Here is a 24769-nt window from a genome sequence, read left to right as displayed (position 1 = left end):
TTTTCACGAATTCAATACCAAACACACCATGAGCATACCACGCACAGTCTTAACTCTAGACATTCTTAAGGCTGCCATTACTGATGGAGCCTCGGCAATCCGCACTCGAATCACCTATGAGCCTGCTGCTGGCAATGGCACTAAGGTTTTCCCACCGACCTATGAAGGTGGGAAATATGCGCTAGAAGGACACAATAAAGAAGCTGGCACCGCATCTCGTGTGCTTCTGGATTCCGTTCAGGCTCAAGCCAACCGTATGGAGCTTGCCCTACTTGAGGCGAAGCGGCGAGGCCAACTTTCTTTACCAGTCATCACCACCAAAATTGAGGGCGAAGGGTTATTAAAGCAATTTAGCGTTTCTAGTCTTGAGGCTCCGCATCGTATTGCCGACGCATTGCTGCGCGACAGCATCACCAATAAAGGAGTGAAGTTTCGTGAAGCCGATGTCGGTAAGAGTCTCGACAGCGTTGACCTCAAGAACGCCACAGCCTTGCTCAAGTACTGCCCCACCGCGCTTGTTTTTGGGGTGTGGGACAGCACCGGGCCAAAAGGAGGCTTAGGTGCCAAGTTTCCAAGGGCTTTGGTCTCAGAATTAGTAGCGCACACCGTTCAACTTGGAGTCAAGACGAGTAGCCGTATCGACCCGGCTGAGATTAGGAAGGACGCCGCCATTATCTACGCCGCAGCAAACGGAGGGTGGACCTTTGAAGAAAAGGAATCACTCAAAGAAAGAGGCAAGCCGGTGCTTCTTGGCAAAGATGGCAAGCCTTCCGAGGCCAATCACGGGAATGTCGTGCCCTCCATAACCGAGGGAGGCGTAATCTTCGAAAAAGCCGAACAAACTGTAGTCTTGTCTCTCACTGCCCTGCGCCGCCTTTGTTTCCCTCTAGAGGCAGGCGCGGCCTCTGACATCGCTACCGATGACAAGGCCCGCACACTTCTAGCAGCGCTTGGCCTTTGTGCTTCCGTACTTGCAGCCGAGCAAAACTCCGACCTTCGTTCCCGCTGTCAGCTCTATGCCGCCGAAACGCCCTCTTGGGAAATTCTTACTGCAGGACAGCCAGCGAAGTCTTTCACCCTCACTCGAAAGCAAGCCATCGATCTATTCGCTTCCGCTCTGGCAGAGGCGAAAGCCGCTAAGCTTCCTTGGCATGAAGCTGAAATCGAGCTGCAAGCCTCCCCCCAGCTAGTGGAACTCATTCGTCGCAGTCAGGCGCTTTCCGCTAAATCCACTACTGAGCCATGATCACCATCTGCGTTCGCTACCTCATGGGGCGAGCCGTGGCCACACATCCCAGCAGCTACAAGTTAGCTGAGTGGCCGCCGCACCCTGACCGACTCTATATGGCCCTGGTCGCCGCCTGGGGTGAAACTCATCGCTCGCCCGCAGCTCAGGCTGCCCTCCATTGGCTGGAGGAGCAGCCCGCACCTGAATTGCGAGCTGTTTCTGAGATCCAGCACCGCGATGTCGTAACTGTCTTCGTTCCCACCAACGACGCAGTCACCCCGAGGAAAGTTGATGATAAGACCTCGAACGATGTCATCGACGATGGCCTCTCCGTCCTTCCTGAAAAACGTGGTAAGCAGCCTCGTTTCTTCCCTGCTGTGCGGCCATTGCACTTAGTTGAGGGCATAGATCCAACTCTTGTTGCCTTCGTCTGGCCAACCGATCCTCCTCCCACCGAGCGCAGCGCTCTAGCCGATCTTTGCAGCCGGGTCACCTACTTGGGCCACTCCTCATCGCCCGTCGAGTGCTGGCTAACAGACATAGTGCCTGACCAAGCTAAAAGCCTGCCCCTTTGGAAGCCCGGTTCCACTCGTCTCACGGCAAGCCGCCTCCGCATCCCAAATCCGGGACGATTTGATGAGCTTGAACGCCTTTTCGTTCAAGGTCTCCGGCCCAAGCCTGTTATGTGGGGCTCCTATGACTTAGACTCTAACCGGCCAGAGCAGACCGATTCCAGCCACCACACCGTTTTTTCCTCTGATCTCATTGTGCTTCGCCAGACTGGGGGACGCCGCTTTGGCCTCGAGAGCACAGGCCAGCTCACCCGAGCCCTGCGAGATACCCTCATGGCCATCTGTCCTGAACAGCCCGCGCCGGAGTGGCTCTCGGGCCATAGTCGGCCTGGCCAACCCACTGACCGCCCCCATCTCTCCTTCCTACCTTTGGCAAACGTCGGTCACAATCATGGTGATGGCCGCATTATGGGTTTCGCCCTCGCTCTGCCTACAGACCTGCAAAGTCCTCTTCTCCATTCCATTTTTTTTGACGATGGCGAGCCACGCACACTGAAGCTCGTCCTCGGGAAAATTGGTGAAATGCAGCTAGAACTTGCCGAATCCTCCCGTCCGCAGACTCTGGTTCCAGAGCTTTGGACTCAACCCAGCAAACGTTGGGCCACCGTCACCCCTATGGCCTTTGATCGTCATCCAAAGGGACGAGGTGAAGATGCCTACGACGAAATCGAGAAAATGGTTTTGCAAGCCTGCAAACATGTCGGCCTGCCGGAGAACATCATTCGCTCCGTCCACATCATGCCTGTCTCCGCCCATCAGGGCAGCCCTGCAAATCGCGGCTTTCCCTGCCTTCAGCGTAAATCAGGGGGCAACATTCATCACAGCCATGTTGCCATCACCTTCACGGATGAAGTGCATGGCCCCCTCATGCTGGGCGCAGGCCGGTATCGTGGTTATGGCCTATTTCGACCCCTCACCGGAGCCTTTGCATGAGCGCCCTTACCACAGACCAGTTCAGCGACTTTTTCCACGCCGTGCATGGCGTGGAGCCTTTTCCGTGGCAAGAGCGCCTCATGCAGCGCGTGCTGGATGCAGGCAAAGGCTGGCCCCAAGCTATCACCCTGCCCACTGCCAGCGGCAAGACCGCCTGCATCGACATCGCCCTGTTCGCACTGGCAGCCCAGGCCGATCTTCCGCCCGGGCAGCGCACCGCCCCACGTCGTATCGCCTTTGTGGTAGATCGTCGCATCATCGTGGATGAAGCCAGCGCTCGTGCAGAAAAGATCACCGCTGCCCTTAAGCCCGGAGCCAGAGACTCAGCCATCGTCGAAGCCGTTGCCTGTCGTTTGCGTGCGCTCGCAGGAGACTTCGCTGAAGACCCTCTCCGTGTCGTCACGCTGCGTGGTGGCGTTTTCCGTGATCAAACTTGGAGCAATAACCCGCTCCAGCCTCTCGTTCTCTGCTCGACGGTTGATCAACTCGGCTCACGGCTGCTCTTTCGTGGCTACGGAGCCAGTCCCGGTGCTCTGCCGATTCAAGCCGGCCTTGTGGGGAATGACATGCTCATCCTTTTGGATGAAGCCCACATCGCTGAGCCGTTCCTCCAGACCGCCAACGCCATCGCTCACTATCGCCGCTACGCTCAGGATGCACTCCCCGCGCCCTTCCGCTTCGTCGTCATGTCCGCCACGCCGCCAGAGGCCTGCACAGACCGTTTTCCAGCTACCGACGAAGAGCTTATCCCAGACCGCCAGCATCCGACCCTCGGCAAACGCTGGTCCGCCAGCAAACCCGCAAGCCTCGTCATCGCAGAAGGAACCAAGCAAGGGGATTTCGTGGAGAAACTTGCCGTCAAGCTCGTCTCTGAAGCCAAAACTCTTCAAAAAGAGGATCGGCGCGTCATCGCCATTCTGGTCAACCGCGTTGCCACCGCACAGAGAGTTGCCGAACTGCTCAAAGATAAACCGCATGTTCTACTCACGGGCCGCATGAGGCCTTACGACCGTGATCGCATCGTTGCCAAAGCGGAGTCCACTTTTCACCTCAGCACAGGTGCCGCTGCCAAAAATCCAGAGCGTGGTCCGGTCTTCGTTGTGGCTACGCAGTGCCTCGAAGTAGGAGCTGACATGGACTTCGACGGGCTTGTCACCGAATGCGCCAGCCTCGGTTCCTTACGCCAGCGTTTTGGCCGCCTCAATCGTGGTGGACGCCCCATCCAGGCACTCGCTACCATTGTTATCCGAGCCGATCAGAACACCGCACCCGCCGACGATAAAAATCTCGACCCCGTCTATGCTCGTGCCCTTCCTGAGACCTGGACTTGGCTAAATACAATCCCAGCAGACCAACTCGACTTCGGTATTAACGCCCTTCAGCCACAGCTAGCTGCTCTCGAACCCTCCGAAGCCGCTAAGCTCCGCCTCGAGCCCCGAGATGCCCCTGCCATGCTCCCTGCCCATATTGAAGCATGGAGCCAAACCAGTCCCAAGCCGCACTGCGAACCCGAGCCTAGCCTTTTCCTTCACGGCAAAAGCACCAATGCTCCCGAGATAAGCCTGTGTTGGAGACTTAACTTAGCACCACCGAGCCAGGGCAACGAAGAGGCCCTTTTTGATCACATCGCCCTTTGCCCTCCCGCGGCCGCCGAGTGCCTCAGCGTCCCACGCTGGGCTCTGCTTCAGTGGTTTGCCACCACGAAAGACGATCAAGCGGCTAAAGCTCTCTCTCTCGATAGCGACGATACCTCCAAAGAACCCGATCTCAAGCTCCCCGAATCAGACAAGCCGTTGTTTGCCGTTTGCTGGCGTGGTCCGCTGCGCAGCAACCCCAAGCACAAAAAACAAGCTGATGACAATGAAGCTTCTAGCTTCATCATTACGAATATACGTCAGCTCGATGGCTTAAAGCAGGGAGACACAATTATCCTCAGCGATCACTCCAGCGCCCTGTTCTGGCTTCGTGAAGACATTGCTGGAAAGGATATCCCCAGCATTCACCTCGATTTAGGGGATTATGTCCAACACAGCGCTCGGGCACGCCCCACTTTGCGGTTTCACAAGAACTTGACTGCTCACTGGCCAAAACCCAGCACTGCCAAGGATGATGAACCACAATGGCCGGAGTTACTCCAGCCTTGGCTCGAAGCCAACTCCATTGAACCAATGCTCGAAGACCTTGCTCCAGCCAAGGCGCATTTCCAAGCCATTCTCAAAAGCCTACAAGAATGCGCAAAACAAAGCCCTGAGCACCAATGGCTGCTCAAAGCCTGTGCCGCCCTGCATGATGAGATCGACAACCAGCGCCGCTTAGAGCGTGCCATTCATCAGCCTCTATCCCCTGCCGGGTTCATCCTCCGCAGCACCCGCCGCTATCGGCTTTCTCTTGATGTAGAAGACGATCCCACTCCCGACGACAGCTTCAGCAGCTCTCGCAGCGCCCAAGCCGTCCTTCTGGAAACACACAGCAAAGATGTAGCCAAGCGCGCCAGCCAACACGCTAAAGCAGTGGGCCTGCCTGAGACCATAGTCCGCGCCTTCCATCTGGCCGGACTGCTGCACGACACCGGCAAGGCCGACCCTCGCTTTCAGTCCATGCTCATCGCAGGCTCTCCAGGCTTTGCACCCGCAATAGACCAGCTTTTAGCCAAGTCCGCCCGCCTTCCAGCAACTCGCCGACAAGCTGAAGAGCAGCGCAAAGCCGCAGGCTATCCCGCAGGCGGACGCCACGAACTCCTGAGCACTCGCCTTGCCGAGTGCAGCCCAGCACTTTGGCAGGACATCGAAGAGCAAGACCTCATCCTTCACCTCATCGCAAGCCACCACGGTTACTGCCGCCCCTTTGCACCAGTCATCAATGACCCACATGGCTTAAACCTTACCGTCACCTGCAAAGCTGCTCAGCAATCACTTACCCATGTCGCAGTCTCTGGTCTTGAACGACTCGACAGCGCCATTAGTGAACGATTTTGGCGACTCCAGAACCGCTTCGGCCCCTGGGGTCTCGCCTGGCTGGAAGCCCTCTTCCGCCTCGCCGACCAGCAAGTCAGCGCGATAGAGCAAACCATCACCCAGCCCGCATGAGCACCCACACTCTTCAACTCATCGGCCTCAAAGGCAGCAACAGCGTCGGCTACCTCGCCGCCCTCGGCACCCTCCGCCTCCTCGCCCATCATCATCCCGATTGGAAGCCAAAGCTCTCATGGGACTTACGGACCGAGAAAGCCAGACTACACACCTCACATCCACTCACCAAGGCCGAGCTTGTGGAAAGCCTGCACACCGCCCTCATTGGCGGACCAACTGATCCCAGTGCCGGACTGACTGCGCGCGAACTACTCCGCACCCGCATTGAGCAAATCGAGGTCAGCCTTAAACAAGCCGAGAAAGACAAAAGCCTCACCAAAACCGACCTCAAAGATCGCAAGGTAGCCTTCAATTCCGAGATCACCAAACTACGAGTGCGTTGGCTTGAGCACGCCGCCCCACACCTTAACTACGGTCCTGATACCAAGTTCAAAGCTCCAGAGTGGCGTGCTTGGGAATTGCAAGCTCAAGCCACGGCACATGAGCAATCTTTCCACGCTGCCACCCTAGCCGCCTTATGCAGCAGCGCCTGTGAAGATGACGAAGGCCTCGCCGAAGACACCGCCTTTCGCACCGTGCGTGGTGCAGGCCACCAGCACTTCCTTGGTATCATGGCTAACCAACTTCTTTCCCTCGCCCCGGAGCACATTACCAAGACGCTTTTTGCTCCATGGGTCTACGACGATCCCACTGAATCACTCAGTCTGCGTTTGGATCCCCTTGATGACGTGCGTTACGCCCTTCGCTGGCGCAATCCTAGCGGCGACCCAGAGCGCAAAAAGCAGGGCGGCATGATCGGAGCCAATGCCCTCGCAGTCACTGGGCTTGCACTCCACCCCGTCCATCCTCGCCAATCCGGTCTCCGCACTACGGGCTTCACAGACATTGATAAAGCCACCACTTGGACTTGGCCCTTGTGGGATATTCCCATCGACATTGCCACCACCCGCAGCCTAATCGCCTTAGCAGAAAGCCAAGAAGACAAACCAGATCACTGCCAGCTCTCGCCGCGTGGAGTTTTTCGTCTCTATCGTTGTGAACGCTTCACCCAGGGCAAATTTCGGAACTTCACCCCAGCAACGGCTGTGTAGGCCACTCATTACACATCCAACTTCGGTCTCGGTCTCTTCGTTCCCATTGACTGAGAGAGTTCCCCCTTCTTTTTTCCCTGGATGAAAGAATAGCATCTCACCCTCCAACATGAAGATTTCCAAGCCGAGCTCGCAATCGACGGCGAACTCTCCCTGTATGATCTGGCAGCATTCATCATCAAGACCATAAAATTCGACTTTGATCACGCCTTCGAGTTTGGTGACAACGTCAAAAATCCCTACCAGAGCAAAGAGACCTACAGCCTCTTTGCCGACATGGGGGAAGAGGTCAAAGAAACCGACATAGGAGTCAAAAACACACCCATCTCCAAAGTCTTCCGCCCTCGGCGAAAAATGATCTTCCTCTTCGATTACGGCGACGAATGGTTGTTCCTCCTCACCTGCCGAAAGGTCCAAGAGTCCGACCATCAAAAAGGCTATAAAAAAGCCCACTCCAAAATCGGCCAGCCACCCGTCCAATACCCAGCCGAACCCAACGACTGAAGCCCCCAGGCTCACCCTTAGCCTAACCAACCAGCCCAGGCAGAGCCCCCCGCCGCCCACCAAATCAGCAATCGCAACACACTTCCCGTTAGGTCCAGAAGCCCCCATCCAAAGACCAAGCCAAAGTACTCAAGAGCTTTAACTCGATAAAATCCCCCCGGCCAAAACAAGCCGCTCCATCCCCCCAGGTAGGAAGCGTTGTCCCAACGCTCCGGCCCCCCGCATTCAGCCCACGCCTCACCCCGCCCTCTCCACAAGACCCCTCGGTAGGGAGCGTTGTCCCAACGCTCAGCCCCCCTCCTTTAACTGCTCAGATCCGCTCATAACAAAAACATCTCCCCGCTTCCAAGAAGCCCCGAGAGGAGCGTGGGCACTCCTGCCCGCATCTAAATCTAGGATGCGCAGCATCCCTCTTCACAAGCCCCCAAAGCATTCCGTGTCTTCCGCAACATCCGTGGTCCTCCATCCCCCAGGTGATGCAGGCACTCCTGCCTGCACTTCCCCGGTAGGGAGCATTGTCCCAACGCGCTGGACTCTCAAGTCCGCCCAAATCCGCTCATAACAAAAACATCTCCCCGCTTCCAACAAACCCCGAGAGGAGCGTGGGCACTCCTGCCCGCATCTAAATCTAGGATGCGCAGCATCCCTCTTCACAAGCCCCCAAACCATTCCGTATCCTCCGCACCTTTCGTGCTCCTCCATCCCCCAGGTGATGCAGGCACTCCTGCCTGCACTCTCCCAGGGTAGGGCGCGTTGTCCCAATGCGCCGGGCTCCCCGCTTTCGTCCAGTCCACACACCTCCATTGCCGCTTGCCCCACACCTTAAGTTAGGCCTATAGTCATAAATTCTCGGACTTGCCCATGAATGCCTCCTACTACCGGACCGCACGCGCCCTTCATCAGCATCCCGCCGCCCTTTGGGATCTAGAATACCTCTACGAGCCACTTCCCATCCCCGAAGATCATCCCGAACTCGACCTCTTCGGCTTCCAACGCGCCAGCCATCCGCACAACGCCCCCACCGCGGTCTTGAGCACCCGCGAGCCCCACCTAACCAAAAGCGCCGCAAATGATTCCCTACCCGCCAGGCAGCTCAACGAATACATCTACTGCCCCCGCCTCTTTTACTACGAGCACGTCGAAGGCATCTTCCTCGACAATGCCGACACCGAACGTGGCTCCGCCATCCATCAAAAAATAGACCGAGGACGCGGGGCCCTCCCCAAAGCCCAAAACCCAGATGCGGCCCCAAATCCAACGCCCTCAGCCGACAACACCCCCACCCCGCCCGAATCCGCGGCCCCACCCGAGACCGAGACCATCCACTCCCGCTCCGCCATGATGAGCTCCGAACGCCTCGGAGTCGTCGCCAAAATGGACCTCATCGAAGTCCAAATGGCCCTCATCCCCCAATCCACCCACAACTGGCAGCCCCAATCCACCGCTAACCTAACCAAAAAGACAACCAAAAAAGCCCTCCCCAATACCGACCAGCCAGACCTCTTCGCAGCCCCACCCACAGACTCAACATCGCCCGACATCACGGACACCGCCGTTCCACAGCCCCAACTCCTCCATGTAAAACTCCACCAACACAAAGTCCAACAAGTCACCCCCGTTGACTACAAAGTCGGCTCCCCCCGCATCGGCCCCGAAGCCAACGAACTCTGGGACGCCGACAAAATGCAACTCGGCCTCCAAATCCTCGTCCTCCGCGACAACGGCTACCACTGCAACGAAGGCGTCATCTATTACCGCGCCACCAAACAGCGAGTCAAACTCCAGATGACCCCCGAGGTCGAAACCTGGATCATCCAAAACATCGCCGAAGCCCGCCGCACCGCCGCATCCCCCACGATGCCGCCACCCCTCATCAACAGCCCCAAGTGCGTCCGTTGCTCACTCGCTCCCGTCTGCCTACCCGACGAAACACGCCTTCTCGCCACCAACGCTCGCCTTCCCGAAAACCCACCCTCGCCCACACGCATTCCCCTGCCCCCACGTCGCCTCATCGCCGCACGCGATGACGAACGCGCCCTTTACCTCAACACCCAAGGCTGCCGCGTCGGCATCAAATCCGAACGCCTCACCATCAAAGACGGAGACACTACCCTCGACGAAATCCGCCTTAGCGACGTCACCCACGTCTCCCTTTTCGGCAACATCCAGCTCACCACCCAAGCCATCCAAGAACTCTGCGAACAAGAAATCCCCATCGCCTACTTCAGCATGGGCGGCTGGTTCTACGGCCTCAAAAACGTCCACACCCGCATCCGCCAGTTCGCCATCGCCAGCAACCCCGTCCAGTGCCTCGCCCTCGCCCGCAAAATCGTCCAGGCCAAAATCCGCAACCACCGCACCATGCTCATGCGGCTGCACATTGATCCCCCTAGCACCGCCATCCGGGGCATGAAAGAAATCGCTGGCCGCGTCCCCGACGCCCGAGGTCTCGATGAACTCCTCGGCATGGAAGGCGCCGCCGCCGCCCTCTACTTCCAAAATCTATCCGGAATGATCAAAATCGGCCAAAACGACCCCGACGATGACATCCCCGGCTTAGACATCAGCACCGCATTACAGAAAAAGCTAAGAACCGAAAAAGAAACATTCACTTTCGACTTCAACCAACGTCGCCGCCGTCCCCCTACCGATCCCGTCAACGCCCTCTTATCACTCGCCTACAGCCTCCTCGCCAAAGACTGTACCATCGCCTCCCTCGCCGTCGGCTTCGATCCCTACATTGGCTTTTATCACCAACCCCGCCACGGTCGCCCCGCCCTCGCCCTCGACCTGATGGAAGAATTCCGTCCCCTCATCGCCGAAAGCGCCGTCCTCACCGCCATTAATAATCGAATGATCACCCCAGGTCACTTCGTCCGCGCCGGGGATGCCGTCAACCTCACGCCCATCGGCCGCAAAGCCTTCTTCCAGGCCTATGAACAGCGAATGAACACCCTCATCACGCACCCCATTTTCGACTACAAAGTCAGCTATCGCCGCGTCTTAGAACTCCAAGCCCGTCTCCTAGCACGCTGGCTAACCGGAGAAATCCCCGACTACATCCCCATGGTCACCCGGTAAATTCCCATGTCTGCCCGTAATAACAGCCCCAGCTCAAGACATACCTATCTTGTGTGTTATGACATTTCCAATGACCGACGTCTGAGAAAAGTTTTCAAAATATGCAAAGATCACGGAACTCACCTGCAGTTTTCCGTTTTCGAATGCGACTTGAATCCCCGCGAGCTCGTTCAATTGCAGCGCACGCTAAAAGAAGTCATCAAACATGATGAAGACCAAGTGCTCTTCGTTTCACTAGGTCCCTCCGAAGGGCGCGGAGATCGCGTCATTTCAGCGCTGGGGCTTCCCTATTCCAGATTTGATGCGCCTTGCTACGTGGTGTAGAACACCCACGTACTTTGTTCTTTGACATTTTAAACTTCTTCGAGCGGTCAAGTCCCGCTCGCACCCTCCGCAGCCACTCGCGTGTTCATTATCAGCAGTTTAATACGCTCAAACTGAAGAGCGATCCTATCTAATGCTGGCAATTTCCGCACCACTCGCAAAATACCTCTGGATAGCCCATGCATACGAGGTTTATAAAGCGACTCTCTCCACGACATAAAAATCGTGGCTCCGTTGAAGCGAGTTCATGGAGAGCTCGGAGTGGGATGAGTTCCTGGGCTCTCCACGACATAAAAATCGTGGCTCCGTTGAAGCGGAATCACGGAGCAAGGCAACTTCAGCGCCACCGGCTACTACTCTCCACGACATAAAAATCGTGGCTCCGTTGAAGCCTCTTTTGATGATGGGAAATACATCTTTGAATCTCTGCCTCTCCACGACATAAAAATCGTGGCTCCGTTGAAGCGGTCAGGTGGCGGAGTGGTGCGGGAACAGCGAGAGCGAGCTCTCCACGACATAAAAATCGTGGCTCCGTTGAAGCAAGGCTCCGTGCGCAGCATCCAAAGCGGCCTGCCGGCTCTCCACGACATAAAAATCGTGGCTCCGTTGAAGCAACCCTTGAAGTTTCAGGCACATTTACACAAAGGCCATCTCTCCACGACATAAAAATCGTGGCTCCGTTGAAGCCCTGCGGAGCGGAGTTGGTTCTTCACGTCGTTGGAGACTCTCCACGACATAAAAATCGTGGCTCCGTTGAAGCCACTCCACGCCATCAGGCAAGTTATCAGGCTTTTTACTCTCCACGACATAAAAATCGTGGCTCCGTTGAAGCAGCGCGTGGTCACCATTGACGCTCCTGATGCGGCAGGCTCTCCACGACATAAAAATCGTGGCTCCGTTGAAGCTGCCGTGCGAGCTGCTGGTCGGGCAGGTCTTCAAAGACTCTCCACGACATAAAAATCGTGGCTCCGTTGAAGCCATGCGGAGAAGTCGCCCAGTTTCATGATCGGTGGGAACTCTCCACGACATAAAAATCGTGGCTCCGTTGAAGCGGAGCCATTCAACCGTCCATCAACTTTCCCGGCACCCCCTCTCCACGACATAAAAATCGTGGCTCCGTTGAAGCGGCACGAAGCACGTAAACCTTGTAGCGTTTTTCCAAAACTCTCCACGACATAAAAATCGTGGCTCCGTTGAAGCCATTCCGGACCGGGTGAAGAAGAATCACGAACTGCGGCTCTCCACGACATAAAAATCGTGGCTCCGTTGAAGCTACATGGGGTAGCTATGGGGGGTATTTTGGTATTGCAAACTCTCCACGACATAAAAATCGTGGCTCCGTTGAAGCGCCTGGCAGTCCATGCCCCTCGATCTCCCATTGTGGGCTCTCCACGACATAAAAATCGTGGCTCCGTTGAAGCAAAAGCCATGACCCACACCCTAGAAACCCTCTTGCCGCCTCTCCACGACATAAAAATCGTGGCTCCGTTGAAGCTTAAAAAAACGGTGGAGATACTTAAAAGACGATCAAAATCTCTCCACGACATAAAAATCGTGGCTCCGTTGAAGCACCTCTGCGAATCCGAAACCTTCCTTTTTTATGCCCCTCTCCACGACATAAAAATCGTGGCTCCGTTGAAGCTGTGCTGATCGGCCCGGCCACCAACGCGTGTGAAACTCTCCACGACATAAAAATCGTGGCTCCGTTGAAGCAACCCCGCGTTGCAGCCGATGAACAGATTGGCCCCGTTCTCTCCACGACATAAAAATCGTGGCTCCGTTGAAGCTGCTCACGACATGAAGGCCTGCACCAGTTTGGCCTGGGCCTCTCCACGACATAAAAATCGTGGCTCCGTTGAAGCTTCGTTCCCGTGTGGTTGAGGCCGCAATACTACGGCCCCTCTCCACGACATAAAAATCGTGGCTCCGTTGAAGCGGCCCGTGCTCCGTTCGACCTGGGGTCAGCATCCCACAGCTCTCCACGACATAAAAATCGTGGCTCCGTTGAAGCCATTCAAAAGCCCGTGGTAAAGCCCACGGGCTTTTCTCTCCACGACATAAAAATCGTGGCTCCGTTGAAGCCATTTAAGATAGTTATCGAAAGCATCTCTTACAGAAAGCCCTCTCCACGACATAAAAATCGTGGCTCCGTTGAAGCAGGCTATAAAACCGTTAGAACTTTCGTTCGCTCCCCTTCTCTCCACGACATAAAAATCGTGGCTCCGTTGAAGCGGCCATGCTCCCCGACGATGGATGAGCATTCCAGGCGGCCTCTCCACGACATAAAAATCGTGGCTCCGTTGAAGCCCAAAAATTTTTGCCGCCTCCTCAAACTCCCTGCGCAACTCTCCACGACATAAAAATCGTGGCTCCGTTGAAGCAGATAACGCTGCGTCTCTGCAACCTGCGTTCCATCAGCTCTCCACGACATAAAAATCGTGGCTCCGTTGAAGCGGCGGGGTTGGCGCTGAGGTTGCAGTCTTGCACGGATCTCTCCACGACATAAAAATCGTGGCTCCGTTGAAGCATGGTGACTAGGCCACCGCTGAGGGCAAGCCATAGCAGCTCTCCACGACATAAAAATCGTGGCTCCGTTGAAGCTTTCCCTACGAGCAGACAGTCGGTGACAACCTTGTCTCTCCACGACATAAAAATCGTGGCTCCGTTGAAGCGCCTCGTCCAGCTTGCGCTGAGTGGCGCGGAGTTCGGTCTCTCCACGACATAAAAATCGTGGCTCCGTTGAAGCATCATCTCCGAAGACGGCGAAGTCATCCGCGACACCCCTCTCCACGACATAAAAATCGTGGCTCCGTTGAAGCAAGGCGGTCGTTTTTCTTTGGGACGGCTTGCCATGTGCTCTCCACGACATAAAAATCGTGGCTCCGTTGAAGCCTGCGTGGCGGGAAAATTCGTACCACTATGGAATGCCCTCTCCACGACATAAAAATCGTGGCTCCGTTGAAGCTCTTTCCAAGGATAAATGGCTGGAATCCATGCACACTCTCCACGACATAAAAATCGTGGCTCCGTTGAAGCAAAGGCGATGTTTGGGCTTACGTCTGGCCCTATCCAGGACTCTCCACGACATAAAAATCGTGGCTCCGTTGAAGCTACATACTCGCGAGTTGTAGCGGGTTTAGCGTGGGTGTCCTCTCCACGACATAAAAATCGTGGCTCCGTTGAAGCATCGCACCTGACCGTTATCAAAAATGGCAAGGTGATCTCTCCACGACATAAAAATCGTGGCTCCGTTGAAGCCGTTCATGGTCGGGAATGGAGGACTTCGAGGTCGCAGCTCTCCACGACATAAAAATCGTGGCTCCGTTGAAGCTTGACCACCAGGATTCCCGACGTGGCCACGTCCAGCACCTCTCCACGACATAAAAATCGTGGCTCCGTTGAAGCAGCACCTTCACCCGCCGTCCCGTCTTCGACCGCTTCCTCTCCACGACATAAAAATCGTGGCTCCGTTGAAGCGTGATGATTGGAGCGATGAACAACGCGGAAGCCCTACCTCTCCACGACATAAAAATCGTGGCTCCGTTGAAGCTGATCTGGATGTGGAGGACAACTTTGTTTTCGGTGGCTCTCCACGACATAAAAATCGTGGCTCCGTTGAAGCTCTCGCCGGTGACGTCCATCACCACCCCCTACGGCAGCGCTCTCCACGACATAAAAATCGTGGCTCCGTTGAAGCGTGTGGTGGTAAGATTCCGTCAGCACATCCTCAGCAACTCTCCACGACATAAAAATCGTGGCTCCGTTGAAGCGTGTGTCATGGCGTGTTTACTATTCGTCATATAAATGACTCTCCACGACATAAAAATCGTGGCTCCGTTGAAGCTGGTCAAAGGTGAAACGAGAGCGGATATCTTCTGGAAGCTCTCCACGACATAAAAATCGTGGCTCCGTTGAAGCCACCCGGGAGGCGGTGCCGGTGCCTGCGGCCTCGGGCTTCTCTCCACGACATAAAAATCGTGGCTCCGTTGAAGCTATTCTAAAACTTTCTCGACCAGCTAAAGACTGGGATCTCTCCACGACATAAAAATCGTGGCTCCGTTGAAGCCTGATATGTTGTCGCTTGGGTTTGGTTGGCATAAGGGCTCTCCACGACATAAAAATCGTGGCTCCGTTGAAGCATTTTGCTCATACTTTCTGCGGGTTGAGTTTGGCAAGCTCTCCACGACATAAAAATCGTGGCTCCGTTGAAGCGGAGTCGCTGAGGGTGATTCGCATCTTGAGCCCGTTAGCTCTCCACGACATAAAAATCGTGGCTCCGTTGAAGCTGGGCACATGCATTGCTGGCATCTACCACGATGTGGTTCTCTCCACGACATAAAAATCGTGGCTCCGTTGAAGCGACGGATTGCGAAACGTCAGGCCCTCGGTTTCGCTACTCTCCACGACATAAAAATCGTGGCTCCGTTGAAGCGGACGTGTGGCTGGGTAAACCTGCGAGTAGCCACCCTCTCTCCACGACATAAAAATCGTGGCTCCGTTGAAGCCGAGTCGTAGTGCCTACGAGATTGAAGAGGCCGCCGATCTCTCCACGACATAAAAATCGTGGCTCCGTTGAAGCAGCGAGGGCGGATCTAATTCGGTCAGCTTCTGAGGAACTCTCCACGACATAAAAATCGTGGCTCCGTTGAAGCGATAACCTGGATGTGGCTCGCAAATACAGCATCATCAACTCTCCACGACATAAAAATCGTGGCTCCGTTGAAGCGAAGAAACCCTTGCGGCGTCCATCCGCTGCGCAAAGGCTCTCCACGACATAAAAATCGTGGCTCCGTTGAAGCGAGAGGAAGTGAAGACAGATAAAGCAATGGTCTGGAAACTCTCCACGACATAAAAATCGTGGCTCCGTTGAAGCTGGACGTCCACCGCATACATGTTCGGGTAATCTGGGCTCTCCACGACATAAAAATCGTGGCTCCGTTGAAGCTAATGCCGGCAGAGCGGCCAGCGCAGCCTCCACCCGCTCTCTCCACGACATAAAAATCGTGGCTCCGTTGAAGCACGGAGTTCCGCAGCCAGGGGAACTTCCTGCACCAGCTCTCCACGACATAAAAATCGTGGCTCCGTTGAAGCTAAATTGTAATGTTTTGTTCTCCAACTCCCGCAACCTACTCTCCACGACATAAAAATCGTGGCTCCGTTGAAGCGAGTGGATCGGCCTTGCTGACATGGACATTGACGGCGGCTCTCCACGACATAAAAATCGTGGCTCCGTTGAAGCTGCCCCTTCGGGAAGCTCTGGCGGCGTTCGATCTTTGTCTCTCCACGACATAAAAATCGTGGCTCCGTTGAAGCTCGAACACGAGATCCTTCAAATTCAGAACCAGGGGCACTCTCCACGACATAAAAATCGTGGCTCCGTTGAAGCGCATCCGTGAGCTTCCAGGTGTTGTCACTCACATCCACTCTCCACGACATAAAAATCGTGGCTCCGTTGAAGCTCCAACCACGGCACCACCGGCGAGCGCGGAGCAATCTCTCCACGACATAAAAATCGTGGCTCCGTTGAAGCAGCCCAAGTGTCAGCCTCAATATCCAATGCTGTGCCAGTGCTCTCCACGACATAAAAATCGTGGCTCCGTTGAAGCTGTTTTCATGGCTTCACTCGATTATCAATCAGCTTCCCCTCTCCACGACATAAAAATCGTGGCTCCGTTGAAGCCCTACACCTGCTTGCGCATTTGGCCAAAACTGCACCGCCTCTCCACGACATAAAAATCGTGGCTCCGTTGAAGCGCCTCGTCCAGCTTGCGCTGAGCGGCGCGGAGTTCGGCTCTCCACGACATAAAAATCGTGGCTCCGTTGAAGCATGAGTTTGCAATGGCTGCGCTACTTCCGGCTTGTGCAGCTCTCCACGACATAAAAATCGTGGCTCCGTTGAAGCCGCCAGCCACCCGCAGAACTTGCAGGAGACGACACCGCGCCTCTCCACGACATAAAAATCGTGGCTCCGTTGAAGCTCGACCAGGAGGGGAAGCGCACCCTGCACTACCTCACCTCTCCACGACATAAAAATCGTGGCTCCGTTGAAGCAACCCGAACGCGAACAACGCGGTCAACGGCATCGAGGCTCTCCACGACATAAAAATCGTGGCTCCGTTGAAGCGTTTTCAGCGTAGGCTGAGGGGATAGTTTCGGGGTAGCTCTCCACGACATAAAAATCGTGGCTCCGTTGAAGCTGTCGTGGGGGATCGTGTAACTGCCGTGGATGTGGGTGCTCTCCACGACATAAAAATCGTGGCTCCGTTGAAGCTAGCGAGAAAAGTTTTAGATCACTTCTATGGAGTGACTCTCCACGACATAAAAATCGTGGCTCCGTTGAAGCGTGACGTGGGTCTGGGTACATGCCCCAGTTGCTATTCCTTTCCACGACATAAAAAGCGGTGTCTCAGCGACTGTTGCATGCATGGAAGCTGGCAAAGTTGCGTTTATTCTGGTGTAATGAAAATGTTGTTTTGCACATCTTTGCTATTGATTGTTTTTTCCATCTCCATGGCCGCGCTTGCTGCAGAACCGACTCCTCCGCCTGGTTTTCAGGCGATCTTCAATGGTCGCGATCTTGAGGGCTGGCATGGGCTTAATCCCCATGTTGTGACTAAACTTACAGGGGAGAAAAAGGAGACTGCTCTTCAAAAAATGCGTGCTGAATTTGCGCAGCATTGGCGTGTGGAGAATGGCGAGCTAGTGAACATTGGCACGGGGCCTTATGCCACGACCGATGCTTCTTTTGGTGATGTGGAATTGCTCATCGAATACAAAACTGTAGCTAAGGCGGATAGCGGTATCTACCTGCGAGGGAACCCTCAAATCCAGATTTGGGATATCCATCAACCTGATGATGTGAAGAAGCCGGATCGTCATCCCAGACTCGGCTCAGGAGGCCTTTTTAACAATACGCCCAAAACTCCAGGTCGAGATCCTCTGGTTCTTGCGGATAAACCGTTTGGTGAGTGGAATAGCTTTCGCATACGCCAGATTGGCGATCTTACCTGGGTATGGTTAAATGATAAGCTGGTGGTGGATCGGGCTAAGATGGAAAACTTTTGGGATAAGACGCTGCCGTTTCCTGCCAGTGGCCCCATCATGCTACAAACTCATGGCGGGGAGATACGCTGGAGAAATATTTTTCTCCGCCAGATCACCCCAGCGGAGGCTTCCAAAATCCTCGCTGAGAAGAAATGAGAAACATGGGCCGGATGGCGCATCATTCGGCCTTGAGGGTTTCTTTAAAAAACGCAAGAGTTCGCTCCCAAGCCAGTTTGGCGGCGCTTTCATCATAACGAGGAGTTGTGTCATTGTGGAAGCCGTGATTGGCCCCCGGATATAAATGGGCGGTGTAATGAACGCCCGACTTTTGGAGCGCTACTTCGTAAGCTGGCCAGCCTTCATTGACTTTTTGATCTTTTTCAGCGTTGTGGATCAGTAGGGCGGCTTTGATTTTTGGCACGTCTTCAGCCGCAGGTTGGCGGCCATAGAAGGGTACGGCAGCACGGATCACTTCAGGCAGCCTAACGGCAAGTGTGTTTGCCATACCCCCACCGTAGCAAAAGCCAACGACTCCGATCTTGCCATTGCAGTCAGGATGATTGGCTAGCCATTTGGCTGCAGCAATAAAGTCTTCTGTCATCTGGGCAGGATCTCGTTGTGCCTGCATTTCACGGCCTTTGTCATCGCTGCCGGGATAACCGCCTAGAGGAAACAGGGCATCTGGCGCAAAGGCGACGTAACCGGCGACGGCCACACGACGAGCGACATCCTCAATGTAAGGATTGAGTCCACGGTTTTCATGAATAACCAGCACTCCAGGGAGTTTAGCTTTGCTTTTTACTGGCTTTACCCACAAGCCTTGCATCCTGCCAGCACCCAAGGGTGAGTCATATTCGACATAGCTGGTTTGGATTCTGGGGTCATCTTTGGATACCTGCTCGGCCAGCGCGTAATTAGGGCTTAACATCTCCAGTAGCATCGCGGCTGTGATTCCGCCGATGGCAAAACGAGAGGCGTGGTCAAGAAAGCTACGGCGGTCTAAGCGACCGTGGGCGTAATCATCATAAAGATTGAGGAGATCTTGATCAAAGTCTGCGGCAGTCTGGCGGTTCATGTGCAGCAGCGTAAGGATTCGTTCAGCGATTGAGAAGGCTAAATTGGGCTGGTAAAAAAGAATGGATATAAACTTGTCTTTTTATTGTTATGATTTATTTAACCAAATGGTTAAATGTAAGACTGGAGCTTTAAATCTTACCTTTTCGGCGCTCGCCGATCCGACGCGCCGCAACATTCTAGACCACCTCTCCCGGGGTGAATGCTGCGTGACGGATCTGGCCAAACCTTATGCTATGTCACTGCCAGCAGTGTCCAAACATCTTCGTGTGCTTGAGGATGCAGGGCTCATTTGTCGCCATCGTCAGGGTCGAATTCATTCCATCAGTCTGAAAGCGGGTCCGCTACAAGAAGCCCAGGCTTGGATGGAAAGCTACCGCCGCCATTGGGAGGTTAGCTTTGATCGTTTAGACGACTTCCTCATCCAACTTCAGACGCCCCCAACCTAATCACTCAATGGACTTTTTACTTCAATGAACGCACCACAATCCAACCCTACCCAGGGTGAAATCTTCATTTCACGTCATTTCCAAGCACCTCGTGAACTTGTTTGGGAAGCCTGGACCAATCGCGATCATCTCACTCGTTGGCATGCGCCAGAGGGATGTGAAATTCACTTTGCGAAGTTTGATTTTAGGGTTGGCGGGGGTTTTCACTCTCGCATCCGTAATCCCAGCTTTGGTGATTGCTGGTGTCTTGGCACTTATTTGGAGATCGTGCCGCATGAGCGTCTTGTTTACACAATGGCGATTGCCGATGCTCAGGGAAATTTGGTTTTACCTATCCTTGCAGGTCATGACCCTGAGTGGCCTGCGGAAACTACCGTCACGATCACTTTGACTTCGAACGTCGACAACACGACCCGGCTGACACTCCACCAGAACGTGAAGGAATCTCTCGCTCGTCGCACGGGGGCCTATCCTAGCTGGTTATCCATGCTTGATCGCTTGGCGGAGGACCTTGTTAGCCATCCACACGCTTAACAGCCGAATTACCTCCACATCGCATTCCGCTGGCATTCTGGCTCATCTTGATGGAAGGCAAGGATATGTCGCAAACATTTAGAGAGCTAGGCATCCGTGAGGACTTGATTCGTGGGCTGGAGGAGCTGGGTATCCTCACGCCCACCCAAGTGCAGCAAAAAGCTATTTCCTTTCTGCTTAAAGATGGCAGCGACCTCGTGGCCCAGGCCCAAACGGGAACGGGGAAGACGGCGGCCTTTGGACTGCCTTTGCTGATGAAGGTGGACCCGAAAGTGAGGCATATCCAGGGATTGGTCGTCGCTCCTACACGGGAGTTGGCCAAACAAATCGGCAAACAGCTTTTCCGATTCACGAAGCATGTGGAGACGAAAATTTTCGTGGAAGTGATCACGGGGGGGGACCATATGGACCGCCAGGAAGAGGCTCTGCGCCGCCCCACACACATTGTAGTCGGTACACCAGGCCGCATCATGGACCTGATCGAACGTCGATCACTCTCGCTCGAAACGGTCAAGCATGTGGTCTTAGACGAGGCCGATGAAATGCTAAGCATGGGCTTCAAGAAAGCGCTGCAGGAGATCCTGAAACTCACACTTCAGAGGCAAAGCACCTGGCTATTTTCCGCCACTTTTCCAGAAGCGATCAATACCCTGATTAAGGGCTGCATGGCGCCGCATCCGCACACCATCCAGATTGATCAAGGGCACGTGGTGAACCGGGATATTGATCATCGGTTTGTCATCCTTAAGCCAGAGGAAAAAACTGAGTTCATCAGTGACTTCCTCAAACGCCAAAAGGAGGGACGAGGTTTGATCTTTTGCAGGACCAAAGCTGATGCCAATACTCTCTGTCGTGAACTCATAGCCCTGGGCCTTCCCGTGGATGTGCTGCAAGGCGACCTCATGCAAAAAGAGCGCGACAAGGTCATGCGAGCCTTCAAAAAAGAACGTGTCCAGTTTGTGGTGGCTACCGATGTGGCAGCTCGTGGCATTGACGTGGCCGACCTTGCTTTTGTCATCCACCATCAGTTGCCCGACCAACTCGAATACTACACCCACCGCAGTGGCCGAACGGCCCGAGCAGGCAAAAAAGGTACTTCCCTATGCCTGATCCACCCGAAGGAAAAATGGAAATTGCCCCAGCTAGAAAAAGCTCTGCAGGTCACCTTTCGCGAGCTTAGGGTGTAATCCTGGAATCAAATTTACTGAGGTAAGACTAAAGTGGGCTCTCCTTTGATCCATCCCAAGGAGACCAGGAAGCGATCTGTGGCCAGCAGGGTTTCGTGGTAATACTTGTTGTTACCCTTCCCCGCATTGAAGAAGCCGTGCCCCTGCCCTTCATAGAACCGGGCTTCACATTTCACTCCAGCTTTTTGCAGGTTGGTTTTAAACCGCTCCACCACGGTGACTGGGATTAGCTTATCCTGTGTGCCGAGAAAGACAATGGCGGGAGGATCATCCGAGGTAATGTTGTGCGCTGGTGAAAACTCCTTGTAACGATCTCTGACACGTGCCGTTCCCCAGCCTTGGTCTGGACCATTATCAAAGACTGGATTGAAAAGAACCAACGCATTTGCCTTGGGTGAAATGGAAAGGTCATCTTGGGGATCGTCCAGGCCTTCCACCATGCCGACAAAAGCGGCAAGATGCCCGCCTGCGGAGCCTCCACCCGCGCCGATACGCTGAGGGTCAATGCCCAGTTCAGTCGCATGAGCTCGCACCCAGCGCATCGCAGATTTAGCATCTTGCACGCAGACTAGAGGAGGTGTGTCCTGTGCTGTGCCTTTGAGTAAACGGTACTCGACCTGGATACACACCAGACCGCGAGTGGCGAGATAATCACTGTGCTGGCTGAACTGCGTGGGGCCGCCTCCGACCCAACCACCACCATGGAAAAAGACCATGGCCGGGCGTTTATCTACCGCTTTCCAATCGGGGGGATTGACGGCGGTCAGCTTCAGCTTTCGCCCTTCCACCTCTTTATAGATATGAGTGATGGGCTCCGCTGCTGTGAGACAGGCAGACAGGGAGATCCACAGCGAAACAAAGAGTGGCAGGCGCATGTGTTTTGGAACGTTGGCTGGAAGATTTGCTTTCATGGGACTTCAGGCTGGAATTTTTAGGAGGAATGGTCGTATCGTCATGGAAATACCATGCGCACCGCTCTCGCTGCCGTTCTTTACGAATCAGGAAAACCGATGGTGATCGAAGAGGTCACTGTGCTGCCGCCACAGGCGGGAGAAGTCACCGTGAGAATGAAGGCCGCCGGGGTCTGCCACAGCGACCTGCATGTGATCAAAGGTGATTTACCGATGACCTGCCCGATCATCCTCGGTCATGAGGGGGCAGGTATTGTCGAAGAAGTAGGGGCCGGTGTCACAAGCGTGCAGCCGGGAGATCACGTCATCCCCATCTGGCGTGCATCTTGTGGCCGCTGTGAATACTGTCTGAATGGCAGACCCGCCCTGTGTGATATGGGTACCGCCATGCGATTCACAGGCACCATGCCTGATGGACAGACGCGTTTCAGGAACGGTCTAGGGGACAGTATCCGCCACTATGCCGGGGTCTCCACGTTTAGCAGTTTATCCACGATGCCAGAGGCTGCGGTGGTGAAGATCGATGCAGATTTCCCTTTATGGAAAGCCGCCCTTATCGGCTGCGGGGTGATCACTGGGGTGGGAGCCGTGACTTATGCTGCCAGGGTGATGCCCGGGACCACCGTCGCCGTCTATGGGTGCGGGGGCATCGGGCTGAACATTATTCAAGGAGCAAAGTTGGTTAGCGCCAGTCAGATCATTGCGGTGGATACAAAAGCGAATAAAGAAACCTGGGCACGGCAGATGGGTGCCACCCACTTTGTAGATGCCAGCCAGGGCGATCCTGTCCAGGCGGTAAGGGATCTGACGAAAGGACGCGGTGTGGATTATGCCTTTGAGGCCGTGGGTCTGCCTCAACCAATCGAGCAGGCTTACGACAGCGTGCGCAAAGGAGGAACCTGTGTGGTCTCAGGGATCTGCCGGGCCGATGCACGAGCGGCGATCAATGTGAACCAACTCGTTTACGCAGAAAAGACCCTCAAGGGTACTCTCTATGGCAGCGCAAGACCCCGGATTGATCTCATCCATTTGATCGCAATGCATCGTCAAGGGCATTTGCTGCTGGATGAGTTGCTAACACGTACCTATCCGCTCGAACAGATCAATGAAGCTTATGAATCCCTCGAACGTGGAGAAGTAGCCCGTAGTCTGATTCTCTGGGAGTAATCCTACCGGGACTCCGTCTTGACGGTGCGCGGGATAACCGCCATGATCTTATCACACATGATCACCACTGTTGCTATCATCGTGATCCTTGGGGTTCTCCTCATGATCTTGGAGACCTTTATCCCAGGCATGATCGCTGGGATCTTAGGGGTGCTGTGCGTGCTGACGGGTGTACTTTTGGTCATGATGGCAGAGGAATTTTCCCACTGGCCAGCTTGGGGACGCGGCGCAGTGGCTTGTTTCATCATCGTCGGTTCAGCGATTTTACAGCTGATTTGGCTGCGCTTTTTTGCAGTCCAGTTTTGGAGTCGCACGTTTACGCTCCAGGCGGAAATCCCTTCGGCTGAGAACCCACAAACTCTCGCCTGCGGAACTGAAGGGGTGGCGCTGACAGAGCTCAGGCCCTTAGGGCGTGCCGACTTTAGCGGCAGCCGTCGTGAAGTGCGCAGTGAGGATGGTTTTATTCCTGCGGGTTCACGTTTGTGCGTCACTGGCGCAGAACCTGGTAACCTTCTTGTCCGCGCTATTTCTCTCCACTCCTAGTTAGACTTTATTTATATGAGCAACCTTGAAATCCTACTCGTCGGCGGTGCCATCATCGTTGCACTCGTCCTCTTCCTTATCGTGGCCAAGTTTTTCAACTTGTGGCTTCGGGCACGTATTTCCAATGCGCCGGTGAGCATCGTCAATTTATTAGCCATGTATCTGCGGGGAGTGCCAAATGCCTTGATTGTGGATACTCGCATCACTTCGGCTAAAGCCGGCATTCCCATCAATACGGATCAACTGGAGGCTCACTACTTGGCGGGCGGTGACGTCACCCACGTGGTGCTTTCCCTCATCGCAGCGGATAAGGCGGGTATCCCCTTGGACTTCCGCCGTGCTTGTGCCATTGACCTGGCCTGCAAAGGCACCTCCAAAACCGTGCTGGAAGCTGTGCGGACCAGCATCAATCCCAAGGTGATTGACTGCCCTCATCCAGACATGGGGCGCGGTGGCAAAATCGATGCTGTCGCGAAGGATGGTATTTCTCTGCGTGTGCGTGCCCGTGTCACCGTGCGCACCAACCTGGATCGTTTCATCGGTGGTGCTACGGAAGAGACGGTGGTCGCCCGTGTGGGTGAAGGCATCGTGACATGCATCGGCTCCTCCGCCTCCTACAAGGATGTGCTCGAAAACCCAGATAGCATCTCCAAACTGGTTTTGCATAAAGGCGTGGATGCAGGCACCGCCTTTGAGATTCTTTCCATTGATATCGCTGATATTGATGTGGGTGAAAACGTGGGTGCGAAGCTGCAAGCGGAACAGGCTGAAACGGACAAAAAGATCGCGCAGGCGAATGCTGAAGTGCGACGAGCTGCTGCCGTGGCGGTGGAACAAGAAATGGCCGCCCGCACTCAAGAAATGCGCGCGCGAGTCGTGGAGGCTGAGGCTCAAATTCCCATGGCCATGGCCGAAGCTTTTCGCAATGGTAACCTCGGGATCATGGACTTTGCGCGTTACAAAAACATCGCTGCGGATACCGACATGCGCGCAAAAATCGCTGGCACGGCGACAGGGTCCATTCAATCCTGAGGAAGC

15 protein-coding genes and 1 CRISPR repeat array are annotated in these 24769 nt (G+C 54.8%); of the genes, 13 read left to right on the top strand and 2 right to left on the bottom strand.

The window, feature by feature from the left end:
* The first annotated feature begins 28 nt into the window (after positions 1-28).
* The 7 genes from cas7g to HNQ64_RS11700 all read left to right on the top strand — a co-directional run bounded on the left by cas7g (position 29) and on the right by HNQ64_RS11700 (position 18022).
* Positions 29-1246, top strand: a complete 1218-nt coding sequence (gene cas7g, locus HNQ64_RS11735) for a type I-G CRISPR-associated RAMP protein Csb1/Cas7g (protein WP_184208723.1) — start codon at positions 29-31, stop codon at positions 1244-1246.
* Positions 1243-2733: a type I-G CRISPR-associated protein Csb2 gene (csb2, locus tag HNQ64_RS11730; protein ID WP_184208721.1), complete on the top strand. Its 1491-nt coding sequence runs from the start codon at positions 1243-1245 to the stop codon at positions 2731-2733. The genes cas7g and csb2 overlap by 4 nt, the downstream gene beginning before the upstream one ends.
* Positions 2730-5819 (top strand): type I-G CRISPR-associated helicase/endonuclease Cas3g, encoded by a 3090-nt coding sequence (gene cas3g, locus HNQ64_RS11725; RefSeq protein ID WP_184208719.1) that lies wholly within the window; start codon positions 2730-2732, stop codon positions 5817-5819. The genes csb2 and cas3g overlap by 4 nt, the downstream gene beginning before the upstream one ends.
* Positions 5816-6913: a type I-G CRISPR-associated protein, Cas3-extension family gene (locus HNQ64_RS11720; RefSeq protein ID WP_184208717.1), complete on the top strand. Its 1098-nt coding sequence runs from the start codon at positions 5816-5818 to the stop codon at positions 6911-6913. The genes cas3g and HNQ64_RS11720 overlap by 4 nt, the downstream gene beginning before the upstream one ends.
* A gap of 1365 nt (positions 6914-8278) precedes the next feature.
* Positions 8279-10498 carry a CRISPR-associated endonuclease Cas1 gene (gene cas1 / locus HNQ64_RS11710; protein WP_221305429.1) on the top strand — a complete coding sequence of 740 codons (2220 nt, stop codon included), beginning with the start codon at positions 8279-8281 and terminating at the stop codon, positions 10496-10498.
* 6 nt (positions 10499-10504) lie between these two features.
* Positions 10505-10822 (top strand): CRISPR-associated endonuclease Cas2, encoded by a 318-nt coding sequence (gene cas2, locus HNQ64_RS11705; protein WP_184208715.1) that lies wholly within the window; start codon positions 10505-10507, stop codon positions 10820-10822.
* Positions 10823-11027: 205 nt separating this feature from the next.
* Positions 11028-17165: a CRISPR direct-repeat array (repeat unit 36 nt; unit sequence CTCTCCACGACATAAAAATCGTGGCTCCGTTGAAGC).
* Between the two features lie 167 nt (positions 17166-17332).
* Positions 17333-18022, top strand: coding sequence for a 3-keto-disaccharide hydrolase (locus HNQ64_RS11700; RefSeq protein WP_221305428.1), 690 nt, complete (start codon positions 17333-17335; stop codon positions 18020-18022).
* Between the two features lie 22 nt (positions 18023-18044).
* Here the strand turns inward: HNQ64_RS11700 and yghX are convergent, their stop codons facing one another.
* A complete protein-coding gene (gene yghX, locus HNQ64_RS11695; RefSeq protein WP_184208712.1) occupies positions 18045-18941 on the bottom strand; it encodes a YghX family hydrolase in 897 nt (298 codons plus the stop codon).
* A 61-nt stretch (positions 18942-19002) separates the two neighbouring features.
* Between yghX and HNQ64_RS11690 the strand changes: the two genes are divergently transcribed.
* The 3 genes from HNQ64_RS11690 to HNQ64_RS11680 all read left to right on the top strand — a co-directional run bounded on the left by HNQ64_RS11690 (position 19003) and on the right by HNQ64_RS11680 (position 21110).
* Positions 19003-19389: an ArsR/SmtB family transcription factor gene (locus tag HNQ64_RS11690; RefSeq protein WP_343075891.1), complete on the top strand. Its 387-nt coding sequence runs from the start codon at positions 19003-19005 to the stop codon at positions 19387-19389.
* Between the two features lie 24 nt (positions 19390-19413).
* On the top strand, positions 19414-19923 hold the full coding sequence (locus HNQ64_RS11685) for an SRPBCC family protein (protein WP_184208708.1): 510 nt from the start codon (positions 19414-19416) through the stop codon (positions 19921-19923).
* 65 nt (positions 19924-19988) lie between these two features.
* Complete coding sequence (locus HNQ64_RS11680) at positions 19989-21110, top strand: DEAD/DEAH box helicase (protein WP_184208706.1); 1122 nt, start codon at positions 19989-19991, stop codon at positions 21108-21110.
* Between the two features lie 14 nt (positions 21111-21124).
* On the opposite strand, the gene HNQ64_RS11675 is transcribed toward HNQ64_RS11680, so the two are convergent.
* Positions 21125-22021 carry an alpha/beta hydrolase gene (locus HNQ64_RS11675; RefSeq protein WP_221305427.1) on the bottom strand — a complete coding sequence of 299 codons (897 nt, stop codon included), beginning with the start codon at positions 22019-22021 and terminating at the stop codon, positions 21125-21127.
* Between the two features lie 54 nt (positions 22022-22075).
* Between HNQ64_RS11675 and HNQ64_RS11670 the strand changes: the two genes are divergently transcribed.
* Genes HNQ64_RS11670 through floA form a run of 3 tightly spaced genes read left to right on the top strand, consistent with a single transcriptional unit; the run spans position 22076 to position 24763 of the window.
* Entirely contained in the window at positions 22076-23188 is a 1113-nt protein-coding gene (locus HNQ64_RS11670; RefSeq protein WP_184208704.1) for a zinc-binding dehydrogenase, read from the top strand.
* Positions 23189-23245: 57 nt separating this feature from the next.
* Positions 23246-23731, top strand: coding sequence for an NfeD family protein (locus tag HNQ64_RS11665; RefSeq protein ID WP_184208702.1), 486 nt, complete (start codon positions 23246-23248; stop codon positions 23729-23731).
* Positions 23732-23746: 15 nt separating this feature from the next.
* Positions 23747-24763, top strand: a complete 1017-nt coding sequence (gene floA / locus HNQ64_RS11660) for a flotillin-like protein FloA (protein WP_221305426.1) — start codon at positions 23747-23749, stop codon at positions 24761-24763.
* Positions 24764-24769 lie beyond the last annotated feature (6 nt).

The organism is Prosthecobacter dejongeii (assembly GCF_014203045.1).
GTDB lineage: Bacteria > Verrucomicrobiota > Verrucomicrobiia > Verrucomicrobiales > Verrucomicrobiaceae > Prosthecobacter > Prosthecobacter dejongeii.
The sequence above is the reverse complement of the archived record's forward strand: the minus strand, read 5'-3'. Positions and strand labels throughout refer to the sequence as shown.